The 23274-nt window shown below is 64.5% G+C and carries 17 protein-coding genes and 2 pseudogenes; 8 read left to right on the top strand and 11 right to left on the bottom strand.

All coding sequences use genetic code 11. The features are described from left to right. Window positions 1–130 precede the first annotated feature (130 nt). On the bottom strand, window positions 131–691 hold the full coding sequence (locus IF17_RS0118415) for a Clp protease N-terminal domain-containing protein (RefSeq protein WP_030567285.1): 561 nt from the start codon (window positions 689–691) through the stop codon (window positions 131–133). Window positions 692–948: 257 nt separating this feature from the next. On the opposite strand from IF17_RS0118415, the gene IF17_RS01000000136535 reads away from it, so the two are divergent. Both IF17_RS01000000136535 and IF17_RS0118405 read left to right on the top strand, forming a co-directional pair. Beyond that, window positions 949–1161 (top strand): hypothetical protein, encoded by a 213-nt coding sequence (locus tag IF17_RS01000000136535; RefSeq protein ID WP_032772176.1) that lies wholly within the window; start codon window positions 949–951, stop codon window positions 1159–1161. Between the two features lie 62 nt (window positions 1162–1223). Next, entirely contained in the window at window positions 1224–1661 is a 438-nt protein-coding gene (locus tag IF17_RS0118405) for a type II toxin-antitoxin system Rv0910 family toxin (RefSeq protein WP_030567283.1), read from the top strand. 72 nt (window positions 1662–1733) lie between these two features. Here the strand turns inward: IF17_RS0118405 and IF17_RS0118400 are convergent, their stop codons facing one another. Continuing rightward, the gene (locus IF17_RS0118400; RefSeq protein ID WP_078615950.1) at window positions 1734–2354 is read right to left on the bottom strand and encodes a PadR family transcriptional regulator; all 621 of its coding nucleotides are present in this window, start codon (window positions 2352–2354) and stop codon (window positions 1734–1736) included. A gap of 434 nt (window positions 2355–2788) precedes the next feature. On the opposite strand from IF17_RS0118400, the gene IF17_RS0118390 reads away from it, so the two are divergent. Then, window positions 2789–3367 carry a hypothetical protein gene (locus IF17_RS0118390; RefSeq protein ID WP_157851157.1) on the top strand — a complete coding sequence of 193 codons (579 nt, stop codon included), beginning with the start codon at window positions 2789–2791 and terminating at the stop codon, window positions 3365–3367. Between the two features lie 468 nt (window positions 3368–3835). Here IF17_RS0118390 and IF17_RS0118385 read toward each other — a convergent pair whose 3' ends face one another. From IF17_RS0118385 to IF17_RS0118375, 3 genes are read right to left on the bottom strand one after another with little or no spacing between them, the layout of a single operon-like run. Beyond that, window positions 3836–5776 (bottom strand): ATP-binding protein, encoded by a 1941-nt coding sequence (locus tag IF17_RS0118385; protein WP_030567275.1) that lies wholly within the window; start codon window positions 5774–5776, stop codon window positions 3836–3838. Between the two features lies 1 nt (window position 5777). Next, complete coding sequence (locus tag IF17_RS0118380) at window positions 5778–6350, bottom strand: hypothetical protein (RefSeq protein ID WP_030567273.1); 573 nt, start codon at window positions 6348–6350, stop codon at window positions 5778–5780. Beyond that, a complete protein-coding gene (locus tag IF17_RS0118375) occupies window positions 6347–7714 on the bottom strand; it encodes a dsDNA nuclease domain-containing protein (RefSeq protein ID WP_030567271.1) in 1368 nt (455 codons plus the stop codon). Before IF17_RS0118375 ends, IF17_RS0118380 begins: the two co-directional genes overlap by 4 nt. 591 nt (window positions 7715–8305) lie before the next feature. On the opposite strand from IF17_RS0118375, the gene IF17_RS0118365 reads away from it, so the two are divergent. The 5 genes and pseudogenes from IF17_RS0118365 to IF17_RS0118345 all read left to right on the top strand — a co-directional run bounded on the left by IF17_RS0118365 (window position 8306) and on the right by IF17_RS0118345 (window position 13730). Beyond that, entirely contained in the window at window positions 8306–9538 is a 1233-nt protein-coding gene (locus IF17_RS0118365) for a hypothetical protein (protein WP_030567268.1), read from the top strand. 273 nt (window positions 9539–9811) lie between these two features. Further along, a complete protein-coding gene (locus IF17_RS0118360) occupies window positions 9812–10984 on the top strand; it encodes a hypothetical protein (protein WP_030567266.1) in 1173 nt (390 codons plus the stop codon). Between the two features lie 35 nt (window positions 10985–11019). Beyond that, a complete protein-coding gene (locus IF17_RS1000000138980) occupies window positions 11020–11778 on the top strand; it encodes a hypothetical protein (protein ID WP_157851156.1) in 759 nt (252 codons plus the stop codon). Between the two features lie 126 nt (window positions 11779–11904). Continuing rightward, a pseudogene (locus tag IF17_RS01000000136530) lies at window positions 11905–12675 on the top strand (transposase family protein). Window positions 12676–12818: 143 nt separating this feature from the next. Continuing rightward, complete coding sequence (locus tag IF17_RS0118345; protein ID WP_244890515.1) at window positions 12819–13730, top strand: transposase; 912 nt, start codon at window positions 12819–12821, stop codon at window positions 13728–13730. Between the two features lie 1399 nt (window positions 13731–15129). Here the strand turns inward: IF17_RS0118345 and IF17_RS1000000139820 are convergent. The 6 genes and pseudogenes from IF17_RS1000000139820 to IF17_RS0118320 all read right to left on the bottom strand — a co-directional run. After that, window positions 15130–17079 (bottom strand): annotated as a pseudogene (locus IF17_RS1000000139820) (type I restriction-modification system subunit M); the annotation flags it as partial. A 165-nt stretch (window positions 17080–17244) separates the two neighbouring features. Further along, window positions 17245–17487, bottom strand: a complete 243-nt coding sequence (locus IF17_RS1000000137165; protein WP_051884058.1) for a hypothetical protein — start codon at window positions 17485–17487, stop codon at window positions 17245–17247. 71 nt (window positions 17488–17558) lie between these two features. Beyond that, window positions 17559–17909 carry a hypothetical protein gene (locus IF17_RS1000000137160; protein WP_051884057.1) on the bottom strand — a complete coding sequence of 117 codons (351 nt, stop codon included), beginning with the start codon at window positions 17907–17909 and terminating at the stop codon, window positions 17559–17561. 1185 nt (window positions 17910–19094) lie between these two features. Beyond that, window positions 19095–20126 (bottom strand): TniB family NTP-binding protein, encoded by a 1032-nt coding sequence (locus tag IF17_RS0118330; protein ID WP_030567259.1) that lies wholly within the window; start codon window positions 20124–20126, stop codon window positions 19095–19097. Continuing rightward, window positions 20123–22204 (bottom strand): Mu transposase C-terminal domain-containing protein, encoded by a 2082-nt coding sequence (locus tag IF17_RS0118325; RefSeq protein WP_030567257.1) that lies wholly within the window; start codon window positions 22202–22204, stop codon window positions 20123–20125. Before IF17_RS0118325 ends, IF17_RS0118330 begins: the two co-directional genes overlap by 4 nt. Further along, window positions 22192–22998: a TnsA-like heteromeric transposase endonuclease subunit gene (locus IF17_RS0118320; protein ID WP_244890514.1), complete on the bottom strand. Its 807-nt coding sequence runs from the start codon at window positions 22996–22998 to the stop codon at window positions 22192–22194. Before IF17_RS0118320 ends, IF17_RS0118325 begins: the two co-directional genes overlap by 13 nt. Window positions 22999–23274: the final 276 nt, after the last annotated feature.

Below are 23274 nucleotides of genomic sequence, written 5' to 3'. Positions count from 1 at the left end.
CCGTCACCTCCGTGACACCTGTCGAGACGCGCAGACGGTACACACGCGGCTCGGAGTCGGCACACACCCCGCTCAGACCCGCCGAACCGCCCCGCCCACAGACCGACACAGCCCCCAGCCCCGTCCCCCCCTACCGAGACACCTCCGCCGTACGCTCCACCGCGCGCCCCGCCAGCCACCGCGCGTCCACGCCCGCCCGGCCCAGCACCTCCACCGCACGGCACTCGCCGTCGGCGGCCAGGGCGGCGAGGAGATCCAGCCCGCGGGCGCGCGGCTCCCCGCGCAGCCCGGCACGGTGCAGCGCGTCCTCCATCGCGGTGACGGCCGACGGCGACCAGCCCTCCGCGGCCGGGTCCCGTACGACGTCCGCGGCCGGTTCCCGTACGACGGGAACGGCGCCCGAGTCCTCCACCGACCCCTGCCAGCGGAGCCCGTAACCGATGCTGCGCTGCACGAGGTAGCCGAGCACCTTCGCCAGCTGCGGTCCGCCGTCGAAGGCCTCGCGGACCTCGGGGTCGCTCTCGATGAGGGAGTGCAGCAGGTGGGCTGTGTCGATCTGCCGGTCGCCGTCCCGCAGCGCACGCCGGCGCGCACCCGTCACCACCGAGGCCAGTTCGACGGTGAGTCCGGCGTCGGCGTCGACGGGGTTCGGGGTGGGCTGTTCGGGGATCCTCGGCGTCCGGTTTTGCACTACTCCACCCCATCAGTCCCCGGGCGGCGAAGCATCGGCGGAGCGGCCCATTCACGCGTCCCACCCAAGTTGGGTACACCGGAGCGCCCCCTCATCCCTGCGGATGAGATCGCGCCATGGCGTACAACCATCGCCTTCAAGAGGGCGCGCCGCCTTGCGCCGCACGCCCCCTGGCAACCGTCACCCCCCGCGCGTACGTCACTGATGGCACACAGCACGTAACAGCGGACATCGGCTCCGGGCGGAGGAAACCAAGGGTGTTCTGGATGGTCGCTCTGCTCGCCCAGGACGGGATGCAGTACGTCTACCGCGTGTACGCACCGGACGAAGCCCTGCCCGCCGATCTGTTCTGGGCCGCCTTCCACTGCCACGACGAAGGCCCGCATCCGCGCGCGTCGGACCGGTTCGACACGGCGGAGATCTGGCGGAACCCGGCAGCGCCAGCGAATCTGACGGTTCATCAGCATTGAATGTTGGAGCCGTCGCCGTTACGTTCCGCCCCACCGAAACCGGACGAACCAGGGGTGGTCGCATGGCCGAAGTCAGCGCGGAGGCGCGCATCGAAGCACCCGCCGGGAAGGTCTGGGTGCAGCTGACGGACTTCTCGTCGTACGGCGAGTGGAACGCCACCCACACCAGCTTCCCCAAGGGCGGTCCTGTTCCCCTGGAGCTCGGGGCCACCTACGAGGAGAACATGAAGCTCATGGGCTTCCCCGCCGAAGTGGTGTGGACGGTCGACGAGCTGGAGGACGGCCGTCTGCTGACGACCCGGGGCAAGGGCCCGATGGGGGTCGACCTGGTCATGCGTTACGCCCTGGCACCGGCCCAGGACGGGGGCGCCACCACGGTCCGCATCGAGGGCGAGTTCACGGGTGCGGCGGTCTCGCTGATGGGCGGCAAACTCAAGGACTCCGCGACGGCGGCGCTCCAGGAGTCCCTGCGCAAGCTCGACGGCCTGGTCACGCCCTGACGCTCACCGCACGAACGCCGAAGGGGCCCGCTCGGAGCGGGCCCCTTCGGCATCGGCGGCGGGACCACCGACTCAGTGCTCGTCGGCGAGAATCAGGTACAGCTTCTTACGGGCGTCGTTGATGACGGTCAGCGCCTTCTGCCGCTGATCGGCGGAGCCGGTCTTCCAGACCTGCCCGAACGCCTCCATCAGACCGAATCCGGCCTGGCGGATCTCGTTCACGCCCTCCCAGTCCGCACCGCGCCCGGCCTCCTCCCAGGGAGCCTCGGGGCCGGACTCGGCCTCACCGCGCCCGGAGTCGGTGAGCGTGAACAGCTTCTTGCCGCCCTCGCTCGCGCTGACGATCAGCCCCTCGTCCTCCAGCAGCTGGAGCGTCGGGTAGACCGAGCCGGGGCTGGGCTTCCACGCCCCGCCGCTGCGCTCGCCGATCTCCTGGATCATCTCGTACCCGTGCATCGGCCGGTCCTTCAGCAGGGCCAGGATCGACGCACGCACATCACCGCGCCGTGCCCTTCCCCGTCCTCCGCCCCGACCCCGCCCGCCTCCGAAGGGACCACCGCCGAACGGCGGCCCGAAGGGGCCGAAGGCGGCCCGGCGGCCGTCGTGGCCGCCCCGACCGTGACGACCGTGATGACCGGGCCCGAAATGCCCCGGTCCGTGCTCATGCTCGTGCTCATATCCGTGTGAACGCATCGCTACGCTCCTTCCATCGTTGATCTATCGCGATGCGTCAACGATATATCGGAAGCTATCGTCTGGCAAGAAGCTGCCACGACGGCCGCCGCTGACCTGTGACAGCGATCGTTGATCGATTGCCAGAAAGAGTTGATCAAAGTTCGTTTATGTCAGCGATGAGTGACCACATGGCTTCTTGTGTCAGCTCAGGCTGACCGCTGCGTGTTTGACCTCTCTCGGTGAAGGTTGATCTCCTCGGCGACCGTCTGGGACCGTGGTCGAGCGCCTGCTAGGCCATGCTTTAGAAGCCGATACTTGGACCCTGCCTGTCGGCGAGGCGCGCGCTGGCCCTTGCGGCGGAGCAGAAAGCGGTGGCTCCGGGGAGCCAGATCCGACAGGATCCAGGTATGTCAGATGAATGGCCCCCGCCCAGGCACTCCTTCTATTACCGGATGAGCACCCAGCTGGACGGTGGACCGTCTTTCGACCTGGACATCACCACTCCCAGAGCCCGGTCGAGCGTGGACATCTCCACCTTCAGGGTCGGGCGCCACGGAGGCCCGGACGAAGCCGACCTCGCTTACCGTGAACGTCTCTACGGGCTGATCGGCGCCATCGTGGTCGCCGGCGGCCATGTCGAGGCGGCCATGAAGCGGCTCATACTGCTACTGAGAGACGAGCAGGGCGGCTTCTCGCTCGTCGACAAAACATGGTCCGACCTTCACAAACTGCTGGTGGCGCAATCCCGCAGGAGCATTCCACAGGCCACCGCACTCGCCGAGATCCTCGAGTGGGGCGAGGTCAACGAGCTCAAGCGCCGCCGCGACGATGCCGTTCACGCTTCCTGGTGGAACTGGGACGGCGTGGGCGTCATGCGCTCCCGCTTCTTCAGGAAGCAGGATGGCGCGAACATCGTCTGCACCCTTGAGGACCTCGAGGAGGATGCGAGGCTGCTCTTCGCGTACGCCGAGAAGCTCGACCTCCTTCTAGAAGCGGATTGGCCACAGGCGAGACTGCCACGCCGGACCTGAGCGCCTTCTCCTGCCGTTTCTCCGCGGAACGCGGACGCACAGGCACGACCCTAGGCAGGCGAGGAAGTCCGCCGATAGGCAATGCGACGCCACCCGGTGTCCCGGGATCGCCTGTTGTTGACGCTCCGTGCTGGCTCCGCAACTCCCGCTGTTTCCGGTCGGGCCAGACCAGGGCACCTACAGGGAAAGCGCCACCACCCCACAGGTGGGGCCTGTCAGGCTGTGAGCCGTTCGGGCAAGCGGCGGCGGTAGCGTGCCCGGAGTACGTCGCCTGGTCTTGCCTACTCGCCGGGGGTGCCCGTGTCCATGCCGGAAGTATCCATCAGGTGTTGCCGAGCCGGCATGGGATCGCCGGTGCGTCTGCCGCCGCCCGCACCCGCCCACCGATACCGGTCTCTTCGGCGCCGCACGTCCGTTCGCTCGGCTGAGTGTCTGCGCCCAGTGCCGGGCCGAGCCTTGGACGCGAAGTCAGTCCTGCGTCTGGTTTTCGATGCGGGTCACACGATCGGGGCCCGGATGATCGACGCCGGGCACCATGGGGTTCTCGTAGTCGAACTCCACCTTGCCGAAAGAGTCGCTGGTGATTGGCGGAGGGTCGTTGTCGGCGATGATCAGTTGAAGGCGCTCACCGTATGCGTCGGCCATCGTCCGAAAGCGGCTGTAGATATCTGTAGCGCGTTGCCGGTCGGAGTCGTTGTTGCCGAAGGCCTTGCGGGGCGAGTCGATAACAAGGAGGGATGGCACGAGGACGTCAGCGTGGTCGAGACCGAAGGCAAGAAGAGTCAGGCTGTAGGCGAGGCTGACGGAGGTGGCGATGCCGCCGCCAGAGGCCTGCAAGCTCTCGAAGGGTTGTCCGTTGACCACGGGCAGGTAGGTGTCGCGGTCGATGACGGCCGTGTCGACCCACGGCAGGTTCCAGCTGGTGAGCAGTTGCCCGAATTCGGTGCTGAGGTCACCGAGCAGTGTCTGGCTGGCCTTGAGCTGCTCCGACTTTTCCTTAATGTCCTTGTTGGCCTGCCGCCGCTCCGCTCTGATGTCGCGGATGTCCTTGTCGATGGCGCGTACCCGGGTCCAGGAATCCCGCAGCTGGGTAATAGCGTCGATACTGGCTTTGAGCGTGGCAACGCGCGTGCTCGCATCGGTAATTGCGTCGAAGCGTGGAGCGACCGCATCGCGGGTCTGGGCGTCAAGCTGCCGACGCAAGCTGGTGACAGCGAAGTTGATCTGCTGCGACCGCTGCCGTGAGGCCTGCAGGTGCGCCTCGTCCGACTGCTCGATGTGCCGCGCGTCCTCAAGTTGTTGCTGCAGGACGGTGCGTGTTTCTTCGATGGCCGTCGGGTCGACATCGGCCTCGGCGGGATCGGGCTGGAGGCAGACGATGCAGTGGTCGTCTGCCACGGTCCGTGTGGTCAGGGACTGCATACAGCGCGGACAGACGACGAATTCGAACGGGGACAGCTGGTCGATGGCGGTGGCCGACCGTGCGAGACGGGATAGGTCGAGCTGGACCTGGGCGACCACCGCCTGTCGTGCCTCTACGAGGTCGGCGGCCGCGGAGACTTCCTCCTCGGCCTGCCGTGCGGCGTGGATCGCGGCCTGCAGTTCCTCCCGCAGTGCGCTGTCGGCGGCCGTCTGTTCCTCCAGTTCGGTGCGGAGACTCGCCAGCGCGGACTCGGCCCGTCCCAGAGTGTCGCGCAGCTGCACGAGCTCGGCCCGCAGCTCGTCGTCGCTGCGGGGATCGGAGGCGGCCAGGAACTGGCCGATGTTGTCGTGCTCGGCGGTTCGGGCCTTCAGCCTGTCCGTGAGCTGGCCCGCGGTGCGCTTGAGCTCCAGCAGCACGCTGTCGGTCAGCGCGAACATCAATCGGAAGAGCTCTTTGCGCTTGGGCTCGAACCAGGAGTCCAGGTGGCCGACGACCTGGCGGTCGATCTCGCGCGCCTGGAGATAGACGTAGGTGTACAGGTCGTTGAAGGTGAGGTTCTGCTGCCGCGCTACTCCCTCGCGGCGCGCAGCGATCTGTACGCGGGGAAAGCCAAGAGCGTCCAGCAGGTGGTCGGAGAGCGTTGTTCCACCGCTCTCCGTGTTGCGCAGGGGCAGGGTGCGCTCAAGGGCGAGGGAGTGCGGGTCAAGGAGGTCGACGGTGTCGGCGGTGTCACCCCCGATGGTGCGTCGCAGGACGATGCGTTCGGTGCCGGCCACGACCTCGGCCTGGACGGACAGGACGTGGTCGCGGACGGCAGGGGTGAGCATGGCGGTGCCGCCGAGGGCGTGCTTGAAGAGCATCAGCAGGCTGGACTTGCCGGTCCCGATGGGGCCGGTGATCACGGTGGCCGGGCGGTTGAAGTGGTAGGTCTTCTCCGTCTCGGCGGTGGTGACCGTCAGGGAGAGGATGCGCAGGTTGACGGCCATGTCAGATCTCCGTCCGCCAGGGTCGGTCCACCGCGTCGGGCAGGCGGTCGTAGATGAGGTTCTTCAAAGCCGATCCTGTTTTGTTGAAATGCTTCTTGAGAAGCTTGATCCGGCTGGCGACTACTGCCCATTCCGGCGTGGCGGCCAGGGCGGCAGCGGCAGAGGCGCCTTGCTCGGTGACGCGAAATTCGGCTCGGGCCGTGTCGCCGTAGGTGATCAGGCCGCGGGCGGCGAGGGAGCCCAGGATGCTGTAGTAGCGCTGGTCCCAGGGCCCGTACTTGTAGCGGGTCATCCGGCTCTCCACCGCCAGACGCTCCTCCGAGGACGGGGCGGTTCCTTCGGGCCAGGAGGCCTGACCGGCTGGCAAGAGACGCTCCAGCATGGCCGGGTAGCGCAGCAGAAAGTCGAGTTTGGCGAGCTTAGTCAGACCCGCGAGGCAGCTCTTGGCGGTGGTGAACTGCGCAATGAGCAGGAGAACTCGCGCTTCGTGATACTGGCTCTCGCGCTGCTCGGCCTGCCGCTGCCGGGTGCGCAGGCGGACTGCCGCAGCCTCGAAGTCGGCGCTCGGCGTCATGACGCTTCACCGTCCGCATCGAAGTTCTCGGAGAAGTAGAAGAGGCATTCGTCGCACAGCTGATAGGCCAGCCCCAGCAGATGCTGGTTTTTCACCAGGAATGGCGGCGGCGTGGACAGCCCGTCGACTTTGAGTCGCTGGGTGAGCAGGTCATTCATCGTGCTGCCGTACGCGCTGCCGTCCTGGGTCTGTGAGCGGGCGTGGCGCTTGCACTCGAAGACGACTTCCAGTACGTCCGTGGACAAGTTCAGCAGATCGGTGTCATCTCCGGCCAGGCCGGATCGCCGCTCGGACCATGTGGCGTACCACGCTGAGCGGAGCCGCTCCGCGAACGCCGCTTCATCCGAGGGGACCAGGCCGCGCAGCAGCTTGCGGTTGAGCTTGGCGCCCCCCGGTGCCACTAGGGGGACCTGGCCCCGTGGGAACGCTGCTAGTTGGGCCGATGCGTACGCCATCTCTGCACGGAGGACGTCGCGGGTGATGCTCCGGCGCCCAATGCGCTGCTGCATCTGCGTGCTGTAGCGGACGCGGCTCGGATCGGCGATGTAGGCGGCAAGTTGGCCGCGGTCGCTCTCATCACGGTTGGCGCTCTCGATCCGGTCCACGATGTTCCGGTAGGTGGCCTCCGTGTCGACGTGCGCCAGCTGCAGTTGCTCGACGACGGGTACCAGAAGGCTCTGAATGTTGACGTCGGTGATGTACGCGCGCTGCGGCGGATCACACGAGATCTCTAGGACCGTGAGGAACTGTCTGACCTTGTCCGCGAAGCCTGCCGGTATCTGGATGTCTGCGAGTGGCACTTTGGGCGTTTCAGGGACGTTGTCATAGGGCTCTTCCCAGCGCACCTTCAACATCTGGCGGGCGATCGTGTCGACCATGGCCGACAGGCCGTCAGTGATTTCAGGCCCCGGCCCGCACATCCGAGTCAGGAGGTCGGCATTGTCCTTGGCTGGGCTCATGGCCGCGTTGGTGGCCAACCGGAGCCGCACGTTCGCGGCGCACTCGCAGGCGCACCAGCGGTCGAAGAGATGAGTAAGACCGCCGCTCTTGCACAACTTGACGAGCGTCCAGGTGCCTTGGTTCTCTTCGCGGTGCTTGACCGATACGAGTTCCACGGAGCCGTCGGTGAATGCCACCACGAAGTCTTCGTGCCATTCACAGACGATGAAGTCGATCGCGTCTTGCGTGAGCATGGCCAGACAGTCCCGCGCGGCTACTTCCGCTTGGTAGCGATAGCGGCCCAACGTATCCGAGCCACTGTCTTCGCCCGGGGCGAGCCTGAAGATCGCGTGCGTCGAACCGTCCGGACCCGTGGCAGTTGCAGGGCGCTCGGCCCTGGTGGCTCCGCCCGACGCGTCGACCATCAACGTCCCCCGCTCCGGCCCCGTATGAGAGCGCGTTCCTTTCCACGTCTGCTCCGCCAGCAGACGTGAAGATCCCTACCCGTATCACACTCCAGGGTCACTGCGTAACTTTCCGTCGCGTGATCGTGTGGGAGATGCCATTTCGCTCGCCCCGCTAGCCGGTGTCCTTCAGATGCTCGCCCCAGCGATCAAGAAGCTTGCGCCACGCGGACTTCCTCGGCGCCTACGAAGGGGCGCTGGTGAAGCAGGCTCGACAGAGCGCCCTGGAGGAGCGGGTGAAGGCCGTACTGGCGGACAAGGAAGACGATGGGTAGGCGCGAACCGGTCAGCTCCGGCCCCGGCCGGATCTTCCGCCACCACCCCCTCCCGATGCTGCGCTCGCACCGCTGCGCCCAGTGGCTGACCCGTCCGCCGACCTGGCCCCGGCGCGCGGCCGGCGACTTCACGGACGACGTGCCGACGAGGTGTAAGCCCACGCAATGTCCACGACGCTGACCCTCGACTTGGGATGCCCCCCCGGATGCCCAACAGGACCCGTGCTGGACGAGGGCGCGACCACTGAGTCAAGATCGAGTTGAGGGGGAGGGAAAATTGAACGAGAAGACTTTCACCGAGATGGCAAGCCGGTTCCTGCGCGCATCCCTGGACTCGTGGCGCCAGGGGAACCACGCCTTTGCTGTCCTACACGCTGGTGTCGGATGCGAGCACATCCTCAAGGCCTTGCTGTGCCGTCACAACCCCTTGTTGATCGCTGAGAAGGGTGACCAGTCCTTCCGTTTTCACTCTCTTGGCCACGGGGACGCGAACGGCGTCAAGCCTCTCTCTGAGGCAAGGACCATCGGCATACTCGAAGCCTTCAAGACTGCAGCCGTCTTCATGCGCGGCCGTATGCCAGTGGATGAACGGACTTTTCGGCCGTTCGCCGACTCCCGCAACGGCGTCGCGCACTCTGCCTACCTCGATGACATGGCCGTCAGGAAGGTCATCGAAACGGGTGTCCAGGTCGTCGAGTCTGTCCGTGCCGAGCTAGGCCTGGACCCAGCTGGCTTCTGGGGCGAATACACGAACGTCTTCGCAGATCTGAGCCAGGTTGCCTCCGTGCCCGCCCCCGCAGGACCGGACAAACGACCTCTTCTGGAACCCTTCGCCCAACAACTTGCGTTCGCCGCGCGCGAGCGTGCCCGCTCGGCTGTCTCGGTAGCCCTCAGTACAGGCCTTGAAGCCGCCTCCTGGGACGAGGCCACAATGTCCAGCGAGCTCGAAGGGGATGTCACCCGCACTGCGCTGGATGCTGCACTGGTCACTGCACTACGGATCGAGGGATCCCAAGCTGGGCAAGCCGCCGAGAGGCTGCTCGTAGAGCACGGAGTGCTCCCGCTCCCTGCGCCACTGTCCTCCCACGAGGACCCTGGCGTCCTGCAGCGGTCCCATACTGCTGTAACGGTCAAGGTCATGATCGCTTCAGGTGTCACCGCTGGACTCGTCGACGTTCAGGGTCGCCACCGCGATATGCCCCTAGTTGACATTCTGATCCACCTCGACCAAAGAGGCTGCCTGATAAGTAGTCGGGCAAGCGGTGACCACGTGTGGTGGCGTGAGTGCCCGGCTTGCGGTTACGCCGGCAACGTGTACGGGGACCTCAGCCCCGTACCCTGCCGCTGCGATGCGTGGGCGCAGTCGTGTATCCACCCTGGCGGGGTTGTCGACGTCGGAACGGTCGAGTCCTTCTCTTGCCCCTTCTGCGGCCTCTCCCTGAGCAACCGCGGGGAAATCGTCACGGCGGGCATTGAATCGCGTAACGAAGCCCCGGAAGAAGATTGGTGAGCAAGCGCGACGGCTGAAGCACGAATAGGTCTACGGTCTTGTAGATCATTAACGTGTCCTCTTGATCTTGATGCTGGGTGTGCTCGCTTGGGCGTGGGCCCGAGCCGCCTGGGCGACCGTTGGGGGTCGGCGCGGACAGAATGACGATGCCGTGTGCCTTGAGCAACCGCCTGTTCTTCGGGAGCGTGCGATGGCGGTGCGGCTGGTGGCGAGCAGTACGGCGAGGGGTTCGGCGACCAGGAAGATCCGGCTTGCCTGACCAGCGTGAAAGCCATGGCTGATGACCGCTCAGGGCGCGTACGATACGGGGCCATCCAGGCGGATGATTCCAAGATCGGACGAACCATGTCAGCGTTGACGGCTCAGCTTGATGACGGCCAGCTTGCCCTGATGACCACTATGGCTGAGCCCTACCTCAAGAAGGGGCAGTGGCCGGTCTGGCACTACGTCGAGGCTCAGCTCGACCGCCAGGGTCTGGATGCTGCGTCGGTTCTTAAGTCGTTGCCGAGCGTGGGGTCTCCGCTCATCGGGCAGCGTTCATACGGACTGGCGTGGTACGACCGGAACCAGCTTGCCGACGATAGCCGCCCGGTTCTTACCGTCGCCGCTGGCCTCCATGTTCCCCAACTTGAGCGCGTCTTCGGCGATCTTTTAATCACCATCTTGCAATACCTGATTAAGCATCAGCAGGCCATAACTCCCTCACCCGACAAGGTAGAGAAGGCATATGTAACGTCGGACGACATCCGAAGGGACTTCTCCGCCGCGACACCTGAGTTCTTGGGGGCGCTGCCTGGTATCTTCCGTCACGAACCAGTATTGCGGAGCGGCTACTCGACGTGGGGCACCAGCAACGGCTGGCGGTTTGAGCTGAACCGAGAACTCGCTAAGTATCGGAATGTCAGCAACCTCAGCGAATATGTTTCAAAGGTCACTGAAATCCTGCTTGAGGAGCAACTTCTATTTGAGGCAACCCATTCCCTGACTCAACAGAACATCATCGTAGGCGCGCCGGAGGGCCTGGCGCCAACAGCTTCTCCTACCGTCACATTTCCATTCTACGTCAACGCTGGCCTCATTGAAGAACTGGAGCAGAAGCAGGGTCAGACCACCTGGAGCCTCGACAAGCTGTTGCAGTTGCTGCGCGAGCTGAACGATTGTTACGCGGAAGATCATGTCTATGCCTGCCACGCACTAGTAAGGGCAGTCATTGATCATGTCCCGCCGATTCTTGGTGCCAACTCCTTTGAGTCAGCAGTCAGCAACTACAAGTGGACCCGGACCGACAAGAAGTACATGACCCGTTTGCTGGAATTCAAGAACCAGGCGGATGATGTACTTCACCGGCGGATCCGCCCTAGCAAGGACGTCATCGCGATGCACGACCTGTTGCCCTTCGGGGCTTACCTAAACGCGCTGCTACGGGAGTGCATCGATAAGCTGTAGTGGCCAGCGCAAAATGGATTGCGGGAAGAGGTGGCATGGCGGTAAAGGCAAAGCTAGAGGGCCATACCTTCGATCTGGATGCCTTGGTGGAACTCTTCCGCGAGGGCGACCCGAGGGTTAGCAAGGAGGAGGGCGGCTACTACCTGAACTCGGCTGAGTTGGGCGGCCTCATGGACAACGGTGGGCGGTTGCTCGAGGCAGCTACTAACCTTCTCCAGCGAGTGACAGGGGTGGCACGTGTCCTGGACAGCAGCTTTCGGCCCGTCAGCCTGCCCGGCATCTTCGTGGAGGATGACGGCACGGGTAACAGGCGGCGTCACCATATTGTGCAGGCCGACACCGCTGTGGTTCGGTCCAGGGCGTACGGCGTAGTTCTGTCAGTGGGTGATGGACAGTCGCCACCATCTCAACCCCCGCCCCCATCACCGCCAGAAGGACCGCCGTACATGCGGTTGGCGTCGAGCCACGTGGATGTTGCCGAGACTCTGGAAATCCTGGGCAGGTCAAGCGTTTCACTAACCTGGGTTGATCTCTACAAGGTCTATGAGATTGTGCGTGGCAATGTAGGAGGCGATAAGCAACTCAAGGCGACGCAGTGGGTGTCCAGTGGTGATCTGTCTGCGTTTACGGCATCAGCTAATCGACCTGATGTGAGTGGCAGCGAGGCGCGTCATGCAAGAGCTACCGGGACCGGACTTCCGAAACGGACGATGACCCTGGCCGAGGGCGAGGCTTTCGTCCGCAGTCTGGTATTGGCCTGGTGGAACTACCTCGGTGGTCAGCCTTCAGCTTAACCTCGCGCTTTGATGAAGGGGGCTGTCCGGCAGGCGGTCACACAAACAAAGAACACCTCTGACCAGCGAGAATGAGTATTGTCTAAAAGGTGTTGCGCAAGGCTCTGAACTGGGCATCTCCGTTGTATGGCCGGGGTGTTGAGGGCTGAGCGGGTGTGGGTGGAGACCTTTACGGGGCTGCGGGTGACGCAGTTTCGGGTCTGTTGAAGGTGGCGCGGGAGCGGGGCGGTGACGGCACGCTGCGAGGCCGATCGTGGTCGTTGCCGCTGGCCGAGCGGGTTCTCATGGTCGCGGTCTACTACCGGACGAACCTGACGATGCGGCAGCTGGTCCCGTTGTTCGGTGTCTCGTCCTCCCCGGCCTGCCGTGTCATCCAGCGGCTGGGCCCGCTGCTGGCACTCGAGCCTGCCTCTCGCGCGGCCGATGCGGCGGAACGGTTGTGGATCTTGTACGGCATCCTGGTCCCGGTCCGTGACCGGACCGTCGGCTCCTCGTCACGCAACTACCGGTTCTCGACGAACGTACAGGTCGTTGTCGATGCCCGGCACCCGTCCTGTGATCGCTGCCGCCTGCCCGGTGCCGGGTAACACCGCGGACGCCCGTGCCTGGCGAGCCTCCGGGCTGAGCACGTACTGCCAGGGCGTGACCGTCCTGGGCGACGGCGCCTACCTCAACTGCGGGATGGTCGTGCCGCACCGCAAACGCCCCCGCCGGCCCCTGCTGCCGGGCAAGGAGGACGACAACGCCGCCCACCGCAAGGTGCGTGCGCAGGTGGAGCATGTGATCGGCCGGATGAAGAACTACAAGATCCTCCGCGACTGCCGGCAGCACGGCGACGGCCTCCACCACGCTGTCCAGGCCGTCGCCCACATGCACAACCTCGCCCTCGCATCATGACCACAAGACCGCGATCAAAACCCCTGGCCTGCACAATCACGGCCTTGTGCAACACCCTTTACGAGCTCGTGCACGGTAGGCGGTGAGACGTCGAGCTCCTGATCCTCGATCATGGTCTTGTGGTGGGGAACTCAACGCGTGCAGTGATCATCAGCAATCGGCGGATCACGGGCCTGGCTGTGGGAGTGATTGCTGAACTCGTCGAGGAGATCGGCCCGTTGTGGCAAGAGCGTCACCAGGCCCGGCTCACCTCCCGGCCACGGAAGCGGGCCGTGGGCGCCGGCGCAAAGCACCGGCTGGTGTTTGTCGATCGGCTGCCGGCCACGCTCGTCCATCTTCGTCACGGGGTCACCCACGACGTGCTGGCCTGCTGGTTCGGCGTGGACCGCTCCACCATCACCCGGGCCGTCGGCGAGGTGCGGCCCCTGCTCGCCGAGCGAGGCTGCACGGTCAGCCCCGACGTGCGGCTGCGAACTCTGGCCGACGTCGTCGACCACCTCGGCGCGAGCGGGACGACCGGCATCATCGACGGCACCGAGATCCGGGTCCGTCGGCCCGCCGCCGGACGGAAGGACCGCGACAAGTTCATCTCCGGCAAGAACAAGCAGAACGCCGTCAAGTCCATGGTGGTCACGGACGCCGAAGGCCGCGTGCTGTGGTGCAGCCCAGCACGACCCGCAAGCTGCGCGGACATCACTCACGCCCGCCAATCAGGGCTGGTCAAGCTCTTGGCCGACGGGCCCGCGGTCGAGATTCTCGCCGATGCCGGATACCAGGGCCTTGGCGCGCAGACCGGCGGCCGGGTGGTGACACCACCGCACCGCAAGTTCAAGAAGAACGCCCCGGACTGGTACGAGGAGATGTACGAACGCCAGCGCAAGGCACACTCCTCGAGGCGGATCCGGGTCGAGCACGGCATCGCCCATCTGAAGAATTGGCGTGCCCTGGCCCGCCGCCTCGGCCGCCGCGAGCGCATGAGCGACACCGTCCAAGCCGTCGCCGGCCTGCTGTCCCATCAGCAGACCGCGGACCTGACGTCGACACGGCAGAGGTGAACACCGAGCCCCGCCGACAGCCTCGACGTCTCACCGCCTACCGTGCACGAGTTCGTTAGAGATCTGGGTACGTAATTTCTTTGGGGTGATCCCTCAGGCTCTTCAGCGTCAGCACGCCCTGTTCTTGTTTATCGACAAGGAATAGCTCACGAGTCTTGCAATCGGAGCATACGTCCACGGACGCCAGGGGCCAAAGGTCGAGCGGGGCTTTCGTAGGGCCGTTCCCTACATAGATGTGCTTGGGTCTCAACGGGCGCTGACTGGATTCCTCAATAGGTTCCCAAGCCGGGTGGCTCCCACGGAGACGCTGCTTTACAAGGTTGAAAGAGGCCGTATCGAGGTACTCGCACCGCTCGACCCAATCCCAATGCGTAGTGGCGAGCCAAGATACCGATCTAAGGGTCCGCAGGACAAGGTGTTCAAGTTCATCTGCAGCGTCGCCGATCTCGTGCATTTCACGCACGCCATGAGCATGGGCTGACCCACTATTTCTGAATTCCTTGATACCTCTAAGTAGCAAGTGTGCATCCCCGCGAGCGTCAGGATCTAGGATCGCCCACCCTGGCGCGGCCTGCCAGCCAAGAATCGTCGTCCATGTGCCGAAGGTGGCACCGGATCGAAATTTCTGCCTCAAAGTCTTGAGGAACTCTTCCCTGTCAGCCTGAGCCAGCTCTGCCAGGGCGATGATCCCGAGTGTTCGCGCGATGCCTTCCCCGAGCTTTAGCAGGGAATCCATTCGCTCCGCCGGATGAGTACTTGGCGCAATACTGCTGATTCGGTACCTTCGGGCCAGTGCTGCCACATGAAATGGGTAGCTCCATTCTGCCCGCGACACTGGATCTTCGAGTGCCTGCGTCAGTCCACCAATCAATAGTGCCTCAGCATCAGCCGCTTGTATGGTCCTGCGCAGTTCTTGAATATTTGAGTCTGTTCCTGAGAATACGTTCGGCAGCAGGTCAGATGTCGCGGCTCGGAGCCTGTGTCGGGCGGACTGCACATTCTCAAGGAGATCGTCAAATTCCTCGGCCCCGACAACGTCGACAGGAACCGGCAGCATCATCAGGTCAGATCCTGCTGGCAACTCCTTCGTAGCTGCTGGGGAATTTAGCCACTCGCAGAGGGCTCTACCGGTCCTTGGATCCTGAGGGTTGAGGACGATCAGGGATGTGACAGCTTGGCCGAAGAGTTGAGGTAGAAGACGCCAGCTTCCCGACCGCCCCACGATGTCACCGCCGGCGCACGGCGTCAGCGCAGTTGTTCCTTCAGGCGGAGAAGAAAGCTCCAGAGCAGAATCAACCACGTGAAGATCTTGAGCTCGCAGATAGCGGAGCTTCTCCTTCAAGTAGGAGCTTGCGTCCTCGGGTGACTCCTCGGTTTCGCTGTTTTGGGGATCAATTCTCTCAGTCACAGGGCGACAGAAATCTTCGAGCGGTGCAAAGGTAGCCTTGAGTCGGGCCGCGAAAAACAGTTCCGGCCTGATCTGATAGCCCGTCTTGGTCTTGGCCGGGTCGATCCAGGCGTCCGGAATTTTCGGTTTGATCTCGCGCGCAAGGTAGTCATCGACATCCGCGCCCAGGGGAATCCTCTTGTACTCACGCAACTTCGCGTCTGCCTCTACCACCCCCCTCACCCGCTGGATTTCGCCTCTTGGGTCCCGTACACCAATCGCGTCACGCACTGCTTTGGCGAACGGTCCTCCTGTGGGCCAACTCAGGCCAGCCGCCGCCACGACCCTCTTCATCGCAGTCAGCGCCTGCGCCTGCGTGTCCCAGGATGAGCCCCGCAGTGTCCTCACGGCAGCCACGAACTGCTCGCTCTTTTCAAGCCTCTGTACCGACTTCGCCGCTGCCAGCGCTGTAAGCGTTTCGTCGTTGGCCTCAAAGCGGAACTTCAATGGCTGTTCTACCGTGACCTGCTGGTACCCGAAGTATTCGTTGGGGAGGACCTTCACCCTGGCATGACGTGGATTCTTGGGGTCTTGCGAAATCTGCAGCGCCTGTTCGTAAAGCTCAGCGATCGCACGGACGTGCTCGTTGCCTACTTCCCGACGCTTATCCCCCAGGGACTTGCGCATCTTCTGCCACTCGTCACGCGCATCCAGCAAGACCACTCGGCCGTTACGGTCAGATTTCTTGCGATTCGTGAGAATCCAGAGGTATGTAAAAATGCCAGTGTTGTAGAACAACTGCTCGGGAAGGGCGATGATTCCCTCCAGCCAGTCGTTTTCCAGTATCCATCGCCGGATTTCAGATTCGCCCGATCCGGCCGCACCATTTGACAGGGGTGATCCGTTGAAAATGATCGCGACACGGGAACCCCCCTCTCCGTTCGCGTCTACCGGCTTCATTTTGGAGATCATGTGCTGAAGAAATAGAAACGAGCCGTCGTTGATACGCGGCAGTCCGGCGCCGAAGCGGCCGGACGCGCCGAGGTCCTGGTGCTCCCGCTCAACCTCTGCCTTTGCTTTTTTCCATTCTATGCCGTATGGAGGATTAGCAAGTAGGTAGTCGAACTTTCGCTGCGCATGCCCATCATCGGTAAGGGAATTGCCGAACGCAATATTGCCTGGACCCTTTCCCTTGATCAAGAAATCCGACTGGCAGAGAGCCCACGACTCTGGGTTTAGCTCCTGCCCGTACACGTCGACTGTCGCATCTGGATTCAGCGCCTTAATGTGATCTTCGGCGGCGCTAAGCATTCCGCCTGTGCCGCATGCCGGGTCCATGACGGTGCGGATAGCGCCAGGAGCAGTGACGATATCACTATCCGGGGACAGCAAAAGATTGACTGTCAGCCTGATAACGTCACGTGGGGTAAAATGCTCACCGACCGTCTCATTGGAGTGCTCGGCGAACCGGCGAATGAGCTCCTCGAATACAGGGCTCATTCTGTGGTCGGGAACAACATCAGGGCGCAGATCGAGATCGGAAAATTTACCGATCACATGTTGGAGCAGCCCAGCGCCGTCCAGCCGTCGGGTCTGCCCGTCGAAATCAAAGCGATCCAGAATCTCGCGAGCTTCGTCCGAGAACGCCCTTACGTAGATTTGGAGATTTTTCGCCGCGTTCGCCGGATCTGAGGCGATTTCCCTCAGCGTCAGGTGACTCGTGTTGTAGAAGACGTGTCCAGAGGCACGCTGAAGGAGACCCTTCGCCGCGACCTCGCTGTCCTCATACTGGTCAGCGAGATCCGCAACTTTGTCGCGCGTTGGCTCTAGTACGCACTCCAGTCGGCGCAACACAGTAAACGGCAGGATCACCTTCCCGTAATCGGATTTCTTATAGTCGCCACGCAAAAGGTCAGCGACGGACCAGATCAAGCCAGTTAGGTGCTGCACGCCGTCGTTCACTGAAGCCCCCCGAACAGATAGCCAATGTTCAAGGAGGATCGTCCCATGGGCGAGCAGTGCGAGGGGCAAGAACTGCCAACAAGCCGCTCATTGGTGCCCAGCCTCAGTTCGGAGAAGCAGCGCTCCGATCCCTCGCTCCTACGCACCGAGTCAAGGTCCTCATGCTTAACGGGGCGTCCGTACGGTTGAGACCCACAATTCACCGATGCGGAAGCCGCCGTCACTCAGCCACTCGACGACGACCCGGTCGCGGGCCGAGTTCACCTCCTCCAACAGGACCTCGCGGGCGCCGTCCGGCAGCATCTTCTTATGCCGGCGCTTCAGTTCCTTCGGCGCGAGCGGGTTCGCGTCCATGCTCCGCTTGAGGTGTCCGAGCAGGGCGCGGTCCTTGTCCTGCTGCGTCGGCATCCGCTTCAGGTTCAGCTCCTGGACGAGCGCAGTGTTGATGCCGAGCTCAGCCTGCCGCAGGTAGAAGCCCTTCAGACAGGTGGCCGCCCCGCGCAGAGCGTCGTTCTGGTAGGGGCGCTAACCCACCCGCCACGGGGCCCGTAGGGCATCGGGATCTTCGCCCCGACGGCCCCCATGTACCGCTTGAGATCGCGGAAGACCACGCTCTCGGGCGTTAGCCCCTCATGCTCCAGCCACCGCAGATGATCGACGAGCAGGTATGCATACGTCCTGTCCGAACCCGTGCCCGCGTACTTCGACAGGTACCAGTCGGCCCCGGGATGCAGCCCGCTCGCCGAGTCGAAGACGGTGTACGAGCAGCGGCCGTTCCGGTGCCGCACCTTCTCCACCCGGAGCTGACCGAGTGCCAATCTCTGTGCCACGTGACCTCCCTGCCGACTGAGCTGACATCGCGAACATCGCGACGCCGGTCGGCAAACGAGGTCGGGATGTCCCCAGTCACAGCCCAAGGCGGACGTCACGAACAGCGCTCCTGTAGGCAGGAAAACACGGAGAGACAAAGGAGTGGTGGCACTGGGAAGAAGGGTGTGTCACCGCCGCCTCGAAAGCCACTGCGCGAGCCTGAGACGGCTCTGCCCCGTTCAAGCCTGTGGTGACACCATGGCTGCATCGCTCTCGTGCAACCGGCAGCTCAGGTCCGCGCGGAGCGAGGTCATCTGGCCACGTTCAGAGCACGGCCTAACTTCGTCGCGGCTGCTCAGGCCAGCCGCGGGACAACCGGTAGCACTTGCGCGAGCACCATCGCCGAGTCCAGCCGTCCTTGCGGCGGTCAATGGGTTTCTGGCACTGGCCGCACGACACCGGCCCAAAGAAGATGGATGGGTCAGTACCCCCAGACGACCATGTTCGGCAACGGCGGCTGCACCAGCGGCGAGGGGGATCGGCTAGCGACTTCGCTTCTATCGGGATGCCGCAGAACACGCATGTCCTGGAAGGCAAGGGAAGCCCGTCCCTCTCGATCAGCAGGTCCCAGCGGGAGACCTGCAGTTCGCATGTCTCCGAGCAGGTGCGCTTGGCGATTTGAGGGGCCGGCGGCATGAGGCCTTCGCAAGCGGCGCAATCGCGGAATGGCTGCTGGTCAGCCGCGTCCTCTTCGCGGGAACGACGTTCGATGTAGGCCACTCTGCGGCAGGCAGAGGAACAGAGCCGGTGACGTTGACCGAACTGGATCTTCATCGGCTGCCGGCAGATTCGGCAGGGTTCCATGACTGGATGCTTCTGGGGGACGCGGCATCGAGTCGAGCAGTAAACGGGCATGACGCCGAACGTGCGGGTGACCGCGAAGTCGGAGCCGCATCTCTTGCACTTGACGGTGTCAAGCGTCTTCCGTAGCTGTTCGGGGTCACGGCCGGTGACGGCGGCGATCCGTGCCCAAGTTGGACGGCCCTGATATCTGGGCGGTCCTGCGAGGAAGCGCCGCAGGTAGGCGGGCGGAAGGCAGTTGGCGCGGGCAAGGCGGGCGACGAAGGGGTAACAGCCTTCACCGGCAATCGGCCGGACCTGGAAGGGAAGCTTGGTGATCGGCTCGCTGTCCACGGTCGAGTGGGTCACTTGTCCGCGTCCGAGAGGCCGTCGGGGTGCCTGCGACGGGAGGCGATGTCCAGGTCGACTGCCAAAAGGCCGGACTTGGTGATCTTCTCGGCGCCGGTGAGGATGGCATCCACGGCAGCTCCGCGGAGCTGATGGGAAAGGGTGCCGATCATGCCGCCCGTTCGGGTGTGCAGGAAGCGGTCCAAGCGAGTCAGGGTGCCACGTGTGTGATGGTGCAGCAGGAGGTTCGCCTCCATCTGTGCGACCAAGCCCTTCCACTCCTTGTTGTAGGGGAAGGGGTGGGTGGCCACCGAGGTGAAGCGGGCGGCGATCTGGTCGCCGCGGGTGCCGGACAGCAGGCCGCTGCCTTCGATGTCGATGCCAGCGTAGGCGAACGTCGCGGGGATGCGCTCGGAGAAGTACTTGAGTGTGTCGGACGCCTCGGCTCCCGTGCGGGTGTGCAGGGAGATGTTGTGGATCTCGTCGACTAGGACGAGGCCGGTGCGGGCCTTGGTGCAGACGCCGACCACGGCTTCGGTGAGGTCAGTGATGTTGGAGCTTCGCAGGACCGGGAGGCCGAGGAAACGGGCGAACTCAGCCGCGATCATGCGGGGTGTCGCGGCGGGCGGGACGGTGATGTAGATGACCGGTATGCGCTCGTCCTGGCCAGGGTGCCTGCGGCGGTCTTGCAACTCGTGCGCCAGCCCGAGCTGGGTCAGGGCGATCGTCTTGCCGGTGTTGGCCGGGCCGGTGACGATGAGGCCCCGACGGGCGCTGATGGCGCCGCGGTTGAGGATGACCAGGCGGCGTCCGCAGGTGACGGTGTGCCGGACGGTTGAGGTGGCGACCACCTGCAGGCGGGCATGGTGGTCGAGCCGGTCCTCGTCGTACTGATACCTGTCCTCTTTGGTCAGGGCGTCGTACTCGTCCTGCGTCACCATGGCCATCGGCTCGCTGATCGCCTCCGCGATGAACTCGCGCCAGCCAGGCAGGGCTGTCAGATAGCGGCCGAACTCGTCTACCGGCTGGTCTGCCAGCGGCGTGCTCACGAACGTCTCCAGGGGTCCTCAAGCGGGTCAAAGATGCCCAGCGGGATCACTTCGGCCATCGTTTCCTCGTCCTCCGCCGGCGGCTCCGGCGAGGGTTGCGTCTCCGGTCGCGGCGGAGGCATGGCTGCTGCCGGTGTAGTGGCCTTGGTCCGGGCCGTAACACGACGGTCCGCCTTGGACCGCTTGGCCTTCCGGTTGTTTGCCGCCGGCTGTTCAGGGCCGGCGTGGGCGCGGGTCAGCAGGGCGGAGACGGCCTTGGCGAGTTCTTCCTCCGTGGCCTTGGGCAACTGGTGGCTGACGTGGTCCCAGGCGAGGTCACCGAAGGGAACGGGCGCGCGGTTCAAGTACTTCCAGGTTGCCTGGATCCACTCGCCTTCGCCGCGGTGGTTGCGTACCCAAACGCGGGAGACATCGTAGGGGTCACGGTGGACTTCCCAGAGCCCACGCTTGGCGGTGACCCCTGAGTCGCGCCGTCGCATCGGCCCCAGCTCGGGGGCATCGTAGGTGCGGTTGTTGATCCGAATTCCGTAGGAGTTGACGGCCCGCCAGGCCGCTGGGAGCAGTTCGACATAGTCCTGCCCGCTGAGAGCGACCGGGACGTAGCCGCAGGCCTCGACCAGCGCGGCGTACTTCTGGTTCGGCGTGAACAGCCGGCCCGGATGGTCGGGATCTCGTAGCCCCTCGTGAGGGCGGTTCTGCCAGTGGGCGACGATCCACTCGTCCAGTAATTCCTGCAGTTCGGGCAGAGCCCACAGGTTCTCACGCTCCGGGTGACGGCCACGGTGGTCGGTGTTGCGGCCGGTGTAGCCGGGGAGGAACTGGGCGAACATCGTGGCGACGGAGCCGAGCATCTTCTCGATGTGGCCCTTTTCGAAGGGCGAGCCCTTGTGCGTGGGCTGGAAGTCGATCTCCAGGAACCGGCAGGAGGCCCGGAAGTTGCGCGAGACGAACACCTTGGCGTGATCGCAGACGATCATCTCCGGGACGATCACCGGCTTGGCTGCCGCGTGCTCCAGACGCTCATCGAGGGTCAGCATCCGGGCATGCGGCAGCACCGAGCGGGACATCTTCAACGCGTCGACCCAGCCTGGTCTCATCAGCTCCGGGGTGACCGTGCGGGCCAGCAGCACGCTGGCGTCGACGGACTTCGTCGTGGGCCTGAGCACCGCCGCGGCCAGTGTCCTGGTGGCGACGTCGATCATGCCGGTGAGTTCGACCTTGCCGACCACTCCGTTGTCGAGGCGGACCATGACGTCCAGCGGTGTGGAGTCGATCTGCATGACTTCACCCGGAGCCGACACCGTCAACTCACCGAACGGGGCCGCGGCCCCATGGGCCTTCGACCTGCGTGTGACGGCCGACCCGGTCGCATGTGTGCCTACCGTCAGCTTCGCCACCAGTCGGTAGAGAGTCCGTCGCGAGGGCAGCTCGGCCAGGTTCCCGCCATTCTCCCGAATGATCTCCCCGGTCCTCCAGATCAGGTAGGCCCCGTTGCGTGTCGAGGTCTCGACGCCCTCCTTGATCGCCTGCCGCATCGCCTCGACGACGGCGTCGGGCACGTCACCGAACTCCTTGCGCTTGCGGACCGAGCGGTGATCGACCAGCCGAGCCAGGCCGACCAGGCCTTCCTCCGTGTAACGGCGTCGCCGGAGGCCCACTGCTCCGGTCTTGATCTCGTGGCCGAGGGCGGTCAGTTCAGCCGCCTTGGCCTTCTGGCGCGAGGTCACCGATGTGCCCGGTCCGTAGCCCGGTCGCGGTGGTGTGCCCGGTTCGGCGCCTGGCGGCAGCCCGTGCAGGACCTCAAGGACATGTCCTTCCCACCACAGTGCACGCTTCATCACCTCGGGTGCGAAGGTCTCCAACAGACCGGACTGGGGCAGAGGCATGCGTTCGGGCTGGAACAGGATCTCGAAGTCCGCGGTTTCGAACAGTTCAATCAGAGCGACAACGCGGTGCGGTGCCTCGGCGTCCTCCAGCACCGCCGCCCGTGCGGTGACCTCGAGAACACCCCTCACCTGGCCCTCGAACCGGACCCTTTGGCCGACCACCAAGGCCGGCGGCCGCTTCAAGCTGCCCATCGGATCCCCTCCGCCCAGACGAGGCTGTCGCTCTCCATAAGTCCTCCCGCCAGATCGGTCCTCAGAGCGCCGGACCACAACAGATGGAACAACACCGGCAGAACTTGCAACCGGTCTCCGACCAGCCCGGCACCCTCCCATAGCCCCATCGGTTCCCGGAAGACCTCCAAGAGGCCATTCCTCACCGCCACCGGTCGGCCGCAGCGGGCCCGCCGGTATCGGGACAGCCAGCGGATGTTCGCCATGAACACCGGCTCGGGCCGCCCGACCCACTCGAACTCCCATCCCACGGCTCTGCAGGCATGCTCGGCCGCCTCGAACGCCTCTCGCGTCGCCCCGTCCATCTCGTCCGCAGCACGGACGTCAACGACACGGGCGCGTCCGTCGGACAGCCGGACGAAGTAGTCAGGGGCATGCCGGCGCTTGCGTGTGCCGTCGTGCCAGTGCAGCCAGAACGGCTGCGAGGCGATCGCGACCACCTGCGGATCACGGTCCAGCAAGATCAGCCGGTCCCGCTCCAGCCACGACTCGTAGCCCACGTGATCCCGCAGCGTCGCCGAGTAGTACCAGCCGGCGAACCCGTGACCGCCTTTGTGCCAGCTGAACTCCCGCACCGGGTCCACAGCCTCGAACGGCGTATCCCAGCTAGACCCAAGCGATCGGCGTACGAGCGACCCATTGACAGAAAAGGCCAGGTCAAAGGACGTGAGGGTAGCCTCTTCGAACACGCCAAGGGGTGCCCCCACCACATCCCCCGCCCACCTGTACGCCGAATGATCAACCTTCAGTGGCACAAACTAGCGTTGATCATCATTCGCTGGCAATCGATCAACGATCACTGTCACAGGTCAGCCGCCGCCCACACGGCCTGCCCCGCCCACACAGCCGGCCCCGGCCGAAATCGCCTGTCGCCTCCCGCCGCCGCGCGCTAGCGTTCGGGCCGACGAGTGACCCACGAGGGAAGCGGTGAGGCATGCCCGGTCGTCCGAGCGCGCGTTGACGTCCTAGGCCGAGACCGGCCCGTCATCGCGTGCTGCCCCTGAGGTCGCGGCACAGCGAGCCCTTCACCC

Source organism: Streptomyces cyaneofuscatus, from assembly GCF_000718135.1.
Lineage (GTDB): Bacteria > Actinomycetota > Actinomycetes > Streptomycetales > Streptomycetaceae > Streptomyces > Streptomyces cyaneofuscatus.
Note: the sequence above shows the minus strand (reverse complement) of the source record. Positions and strands in the feature narration are given on the sequence as shown.